Origin of the sequence: Streptomyces sp. NPDC017246 (assembly GCF_044331325.1) — a bacterium.
Lineage (GTDB): Bacteria > Actinomycetota > Actinomycetes > Streptomycetales > Streptomycetaceae > Streptomyces.
The window spans coordinates 142385-149520 of record NZ_JBIRMW010000021.1 but is presented as its reverse complement, the minus strand read 5'-3'; the positions used below and the strand labels follow the sequence as shown (position 1 = coordinate 149520).

Sequence of the window (7136 nt, the reverse complement as noted above, 5' to 3'; positions counted from 1 at the left end):
CCCGCGGAGCGGGTTGGAACACGCTGCGCGTGTCCAAGCGAAACCGCCGCGCTTCGCGCGGCGGTCCTGGGTTCGCTGCGCTCTCCCAGGGCAACCTCCGCTGCGCTGCGGTTGCTTGACGGAGTGTTCGTTGCCAGCCGAGCGAAGCTCGGCTGGCAACGAACCGGACTGCTGCGCAGTCCGGTTGGGCAGGTCCGCTGCGCTCCCCTGCCTGAGGCTTTTCGGCTTCGCCTTCAAGCCTGGCCCGCTGCGCGGGCGGCTGTCAACGGGGCGGGGGTGTCTTGGGGTTGGGTGTCTGCCTTGGCCTCTGCTCGGATGGGGGCTGTTAATCCAAGCTCGCACGCTGTGGATGGTGTCCCTGTCATAGTGGGGTGGAAGCTTGGGCCTGCGGTGGTCTGCAATCAAAACTGGGCCCGGATAAAGTCTACGCTGAGCGGGTAGTACCTCTGCCGGGTGCCCCGGGGTGAGAGGTGATGCGCTGTGTCGACTCGGTGGAAGCTTCGTCCTCATCAGGTCGAAGCTGTTGACGCGGTGGTGCGGGCTTTGGGGCATGTTCCTGATACAGGGTCACCGGGTGGGCTGCGGGCTCAGGTTGTTGCCGCCACCGGCACGGGGAAGAGTCTGATCGCGGTCCACGCGGCGCGGGCTCTCCGTGCACGACGGGTTCTGGTTCTTGTTCCCACGCTCGGGCTGTTGGCCCAGACGGTGTCGGTGTGGCGCGAGGCGGGGCGTCGGGGTCCGATGTTCGGTGCTTGTTCCCTGTCGGGTGAGGACACGCAGATCCTTCCGTGCACCACCGACGAGGCTGAGCTGGTGGGGTGGGTGTCGGGCTTGGATTCGGTGACGGTCTTTGCCACCTACGCCTCGCTGGGGCTGGGCGTCCTGGAGCGGAGCCATCGCGCGGGGCTGGGTGCGTGGGACCTGGTGGTGGTGGATGAGGCGCACCGAACGTCGGGGGCGTTGGGGAAGGCGTGGGCGGGGGTTCATGACGATGGGCGGGTGCCGGCGCTGCGTCGGTTGTACATGACGGCGACGCCGCGGTTGTGGGAGGTGGCGGATCGGGAGGGTCCGCAGGGCGGTGAGCTGGTTGCGTCGATGGACGACGAGGCGGTGTTCGGGCCGGTGGTGTATCGGCTATCGCTGTCGGAGGCGATCGAGCGGGGGCTGATCGCTCGTTACCAGGTGGTGTGTGTGGACATCGCGGATCCTGGGTTGCCCGTGGTCGATCTGGCGGGAAGTGCGGGCAGGAGTGCGCGGGTGCGGGGGGCGCGGCTGGCAGCTTTGCAGACGGCGGTGATGAAGGTTGCCGCGGAGCGGCGGCTGAGGCGGTTGCTGACGTTTCATTACCGCACAGGTGAGGCGGAGGCGTTCTCCAGTGGCCTGGGTGGGGTGGCGAAGGAGCTGCACGAGAGCGATCCGGGATTTTACCCAGGGGCGGACGGGGTGTGGGCTGACTGGTTGTGCGGGGAGCATAAGCCGGGGTACAGGGGGCGGGTGCTGGAGGAGTTCGCGTCGGAGCCGGAGGTTGTTCCGGGGGCGGCGTGGGCGCGGGTGCTGTCCTCGGTGCGGGTGCTGGGTGAGGGGGTTGATACCAAGGAGTGCGACGCGGTCGTCTTCGCGGACGTGCGGGGGTCGGCGGTCGACATCGTCCAGGCGGTGGGGCGGGCGCTTCGCATGCAGCCGGGCGAGGGCAAAGTGGCTTCTCTGGTCGTTCCTGTCTTCCTCGGCCCGGGTGAGCAGCCCGACGAGATGCTGGTCTCGGGGGCTTACGGGGAGCTGGTGAAGGTGCTGATGGCTCTTCGGGCGCACGACGCCCAGGCCGTGGAGCAGCTGGCTGCTCCACAGGTGGCCGGCGGCCGGTCGGGCGGCGGGCTGGTGGAGGGGCCGGGCGAGGTGGGCAAGATGGCTGCGGAGCTGTTGTCGTTCTCCCGGCCTCGGGATCCCGCGCAACTGGCCGCGTTCATCAGTCTGCGGGTTCTGCAGCCCGAGAAGCAGTTCTGGAGGCGAGGTCTGGCGGCCGCGCTGGCCTATCGCAGTGACCATGGTGATCTAGCGGTTCCGTACGAGTACCGGACCGCGGACGGGTTCGCTCTGGGTGTGTGGGTCGCCCGACAGCGCAGTGCGCGTACCCGTGGGGAGCTGAGCCAGGAGCGAGTGGGGCAGCTCGAGGAGCTCGGCATGATCTGGTCGCATACCGAGGTCGCCTTCGCCGAAGGGCTGTCAGCCGCGCGCGGGTGGGCCCTAGAGCACGGGCACCTGCTGGCGCCAACAGACGCCATGTGGGAGGGCTACGCGGTCGGCGTGTGGCTGAAGAACCAGCGGGCGGCCGCGCGGCAGGACAGGGGCGGACAGGAGGCGGGTGGGCTGAGTACAGCTCGGCGGCGGGCCTTGGAGGACATCGACCCGTCGTGGTGCCCTGCCTGGTCGGTTGCGTGGCAGCGGTGCTTCCACCTTGCTCGTCTGCATGTCCAGGACGGGCAAGTGCTGCCCGAGCAGCCAGGACAGGTAGTGGTCCAGGGAGAGGACCTGGGGCGGTGGGCCGGCGGCCAGCGGTATGGCTGGGACAGCCTCGGGACGGTGCAGCAATGGCTGCTGAAGGAAACGCTCGGGCTTGGGCCCTTGAAGGCCGGCGAGCGGTCCGGGCCAGCGCCGCGGCGTACACGGGCTGAGGTGTGGGCGGCGAATGTGGCGGCCGCCAGTCAGTACCGGGAACGGGAGGGACATCTGGAGGTGCCGCACCGGCATGTCGAAAAGGTCGGCGGGGATGAGTGCGCGCTGGGGGTGTTCATCGCCAACAGCCGGTCCCGTCGAACGCGGCTGGCTCCCGAGCGGATCGCAGAGCTGTCCGAACTCGGCATGCGCTGGGGGTGAGGCAAGCCCGAGGGGTCCTCGTGCGAGTACGGCAACAGTCTCTCGTTAGCTGCGGCGGCACCAACTGGGGCTGCGGTGGAATCGAGAGGGTGGCAAGGGTTTCGAGGGAGGACGGGTCACCTGCTGCCTCTTGCTGGACGGCGGTCTCGCAGCCAATGAGCAGGAGGGGCCCAGGAGAGGCGACCTGATTCGGACATGCTTGGCCGTTCAGCGGCGAAGAGGGAACGTCACCAGAAGACTGGTGAGACTGTCCGTCTGCCGCGATGGGGGATGTGGAGCTGTGGCGCAGCAGCGCAAGGGGTACTACCGGGCACGTCACTATGTGCAGCCTTCGTCGGCTTCTGCCAGCCGGTGGAAGAAGCCGTCCACCGGCGTCATCCTGGTTGCCGGTCTTCTGGCGATCGCCGGGTGGAACACTCTGTTCGGGAGCGACTCCGGCGACACGGGGCAGAGCCCTCAGCCCCGTCCTTCCGGGGCTTCTGCGCCGGCTGATCCCGGCCGGTGACCGCGGCCACGCCATAAGGCGGAGAACCTCCGCCATGTCCTCCCCTGCTCAGCGGTGCCGCTCTGGGGTGTAGCGGCACACGGCTCTTGTGCCGCCATGGCGTTGTTGCGCAGTTCCTGCCAAGTTCTGTGCCATTGCTGGATCTGGTCGTCAGGGACGCCGCATGCGGCGAGGTAGACGGCTGCGGTGTTCCAGGTGGCGGGAAGGGTGTCGCGGTTGGTCAGCCTGCTGATGGTGCCTGTGGAGATGCGTCTGGCAGAGCGGTGGCTGACCTCCTGCTGGGTCAGTCCGCTGATTTCCCGGACCGCCGCGAGGTTCGTGAGGAAGCCGGTGATCGTGCGGATCGAGGTTGGGCCGGGCCACAGTCGGTGGTCCGGCTCTCCGCCGGCTTCGGTGGTGACGGGTGTGGTGGGGAGGTCTGCGTGGTTGCGTCCCAGCGCCAGTCGGGCTCCGGTGTTGCGGTTCCTGGCCTGGGGAACAGGATGCGCCCGGGCTTCCAGGGTCAGGCGTAGGTGCCGGTAGATGGTCTCCAGGTCGAGCAGGGGTGGGCCGCCGGGGATGCCGTGGCGCAGCGTTTCCAGGAGGGCTCCCGTGAACGCCGTGTGGGCGTCGCCGACCGGGGCCAGGGCGGTGCGCGTCTCGGCGGAGGCGGCGAGGAGGAAGGTGCCTTCCACTGCGGCCTGGTCGGCGAGGCCCTGGGATGCGCTCATCCTGCCGAGGGCGCGGCCGCTGTAACAGCAGTCGAGGAGGACGATGTGCCGCTGAGCTGGGGAGTCCAGGAGGATCTGGCGCAGCCAGTCGTAGGTAAGGCTGGTCTCGACCCGGCCGGGCTGTGTGTGTGGCAGGGCCAGGGAGAGGGCGTCATGGGGGTCGATGAGACCGTGGCCGGCGTAGTAGACGATTAGCGTGTCGGTGGCCTCTGCCGCTGCCTGGCGCAGTGGATCCATCACGGTGGCCGGGTCTGGCGGATTCTCGACAATGGTCACGTGCGGGGCGGGCATCCGCAGGGACAGCGGGCCGATCAGGAGGTCGGCAAGGGCGGTCAGGTTGTTCGAGACAGCCGGCAACTGCTCGAGATGGTCGTAGAGGCTCGTACCGATCAGTACCGCGCGTGAGGCTCCCGGGTCGGGCAGGACACTCACGTGTCGCACTCCTCGTTCCCGGCGGGGTCCAGTGCTCGGGTTGCTCGTTCGATCTCCTCGGGTGAGCAGTCGGTGAGGACGATGACCGTGTCGCCGCGGTGGATCTCTACCCGCGGTCCCTGCGGCCGGGACTGCCTCCACGCCACCAAAGCCAGCACGAACGACGCCGCACTCCACCCGTTCCCTGTCACCAACTGCAGCACGTCGAGCGCGGCGCCCATCTCTCCCGGCCGGGGAGCGCTCCCCCGCACGTCGGTCACAGCCGTCCTGCGCACGTCGGGGTCCGAACGAAGCCAGCTCTGCAACGAGCGCAGTCCCCCCGCGCCCGACTCCAGGTGCACCTCTAACCGCACTCATGCCTCCAGTAATCGGTTCTGGGCGCCGCCCCCGTTGACGGCGTTCTGTGCACATCGTCGTGCACCGGACCGGTGCCTTGCCTCGTACTCCGAAAAATCTTCCTCCTTAGCCGAGGGCCGACACACGCGAACGTGGTTGCTGCTGGCACCGGGGAGGGCGCCACTTGGCTGCTGCTGTGCCGGATGGCTGTGAGTGCTGCCAGTCGTATGCCGATGCCCGGCAGCGGGTGGAGGGGAGGGCCCTCTGGTCTCGAGTAATGGTCTGCGTGGCAGGTATAGGGCCGGGGGCCCAGGGGCGCTGGATCGGGTGGGCAACGTTCGTGTGTTGCCCACCCGATGCGGTGGCGTGAGGGGGTGTCCCGGCTCCCTGAGTGGGAGTGACGCGTTGGACGTCTCGCCGGTGCGGCCAGAGAAACCGAGGGAAACGCGATGGCAAGGGACTTGTTCTGTGAGCGGCTCGTGCTCACCTCGGTCGGCGGGGTGCGGGAGGTCGACCTCGCCTACCCGGTGGTGTGTGTCTTCGGGCCGATCGACACAGGCAAGACCACGTTGGTCGACTGCATCCAGTACGCGCTCGGCCTGCCGGTGGCCTGGCGGGAGGTGCCGGAGAAGCGTCTGCAGACGGTGACGCTGTTCGTGCGGATCGAGGGGATGCGGATCGGGCTGCGCCGTTCCCTGGTGGGAGACACGAAGGGCGTCGAGCTGCTGGACGGGGCCAGTGGTCAGGTCGAGGAGATCCTCGACGTGGAGGCGCGGGAGGGCAGTGATCGGCGCATCGTGGGCGAGGTGCTGCTGGACCTGCTCGGCCTCGCCGAGATGTTCGCGCCGCCGTCGGCGGTGGCACTTCTGGGAGCCGGGGCGCGGCTGACGTTCGAGCAGCTGTATGCGATGTGCTATCTCACTCAGGATCTGGTGGACGGCAGCGAGTCGGTGAGGGGCAAGGCGAATACCGCCCAGTCCTACCGGACGGTCGTCGAGCTGTTGCTGGGGCTGACCGACGGACCGATGCGGGTGCTGACAGCCCGAAAGGACGAGCTGGCCCGTACCCTCGGTGAGCTGCGCGGGCGGGCGGGCACAATCGGCGGGTTCTTGACCGGCAGCGTCGCCGAGCTCGAAACGGAGCTGGCACGCTCGCAGAGCGGGGAACAAGACGCTCTGCGGTCGCTTGAGGAGTTCAAGGGCCGGATGTGGGCCGCCACCGCGCACGCGGATCCCTTCCGGCGCCGTGTGCAGGAGCTCGAGCAGGTCCTGGAGCAGTGCCGGCGGGCGGCCCTAGACGCCGAGTACGCCCAGGTACGAGAACGACGGCGGGTCCGGCTCCTTACCGAGCAGCGGCATCACGGTCCCCAGCCGGTCTCCCCCTGCCCTGCGTGTACCGCCGATCTGAGCGATCGGCCGGTTCCGGACGGGGACTGTCCTCTGTGTCTGAGCAAGCTGGACCCCGAGGCTCTGGCGCGGGCGCTGCGGACAGCGCAGGCCTCCCTCGCCGCTGTGGAGCAGCGCTCAGTGGAGCGGGCCAAGGCACTGGGTGAGGCGCAGACAGCGTGGGAGCAGGCCAGGGCCGAGCTCGATGAGCGCACACGGGAGGACATCAGCCCACTGGCAGCGCAGATCGAACAGCTGGCCGCAGCCCATGCGACGGCCCGCACACGGACGACGATGCTGGAGCGGGAGCTGGATCCTCACCGTCGGCTGGCCGAGCTGCACCGGGCCGTCCAGGCCGCCGAGGAGGAGCTGAAGGGGGTACGGGAGGACATCCGTACCCGCAAAAACCTGCTGGCCGGGCGGAAGGTCACGCTCGGGGAGTTCGAGGAGCACTTCACCGGGCTCATCGACGCGGTCGGCCTGCCGGGCGATCCGGGGGCCCGGATCAACCACAGCTCGCTGCTGCCGCAGGTGAGGGCGGGCAACCTCACCAAGGTCGGGCACGGCGTGCGAAGCGCGATCAACGTCGTGTACCGGATGACGTTCCTGAGCTACGCGCTGGTGACCGGGGCGACCGATCTGCCGTCGCTGCTGATCGTCGACTCGCCCCGCAAGAACGTGGGGTACGGGCAAGACGACCAGGAACTCATCGGCCGGCTGTACGCGCACTTCCTCGACCACATCGCGGGTGTCCGCAGCGGCGCTACCCGTACCCGGCCGCACCAGATCATCATCGTCGACAACGACCTGCCCAGGCTCCCCAAGCGGCTGCTGGACCAGATGCACACCATCGAACTGACCCGAGAGGACCCCCTCATCCCCTGAGCGGCTGGGTGT

Annotated in this window: 4 protein-coding genes; 2 read left to right on the top strand and 2 right to left on the bottom strand. The window is 68.7% G+C overall.

Annotated features, from left to right (window positions below; genetic code table 11):
* The first annotated feature begins 480 nt into the window (after positions 1–480).
* Positions 481–2871, top strand: a complete 2391-nt coding sequence (locus ACH4MY_RS34755) for a Helicase associated domain protein (protein ID WP_398008327.1) — start codon at positions 481–483, stop codon at positions 2869–2871.
* A 456-nt stretch (positions 2872–3327) separates the two neighbouring features.
* Here the strand turns inward: ACH4MY_RS34755 and ACH4MY_RS34750 are convergent, their stop codons facing one another.
* Positions 3328–4518 carry a caspase family protein gene (locus tag ACH4MY_RS34750; protein ID WP_398008325.1) on the bottom strand — a complete coding sequence of 397 codons (1191 nt, stop codon included), beginning with the start codon at positions 4516–4518 and terminating at the stop codon, positions 3328–3330.
* On the bottom strand, positions 4515–4859 hold the full coding sequence (locus tag ACH4MY_RS34745; RefSeq protein ID WP_362230051.1) for a hypothetical protein: 345 nt from the start codon (positions 4857–4859) through the stop codon (positions 4515–4517). The genes ACH4MY_RS34750 and ACH4MY_RS34745 overlap by 4 nt, the downstream gene beginning before the upstream one ends.
* Before the next feature lie 444 nt (positions 4860–5303).
* Here ACH4MY_RS34745 and ACH4MY_RS34740 point away from each other — a divergent pair, with 444 nt between their 5' ends.
* Positions 5304–7124 carry a hypothetical protein gene (locus tag ACH4MY_RS34740; protein ID WP_398008323.1) on the top strand — a complete coding sequence of 607 codons (1821 nt, stop codon included), beginning with the start codon at positions 5304–5306 and terminating at the stop codon, positions 7122–7124.
* Positions 7125–7136: the final 12 nt, after the last annotated feature.

Excerpts from the sequence above, each read along its gene's own strand:
- ACH4MY_RS34740 (WP_398008323.1), top strand. The coding sequence starts at position 5,304 with ATGGCAAGGGACTTGTTCTGTGAGCGGCTCGTGCTCACCTCGGTCGGC.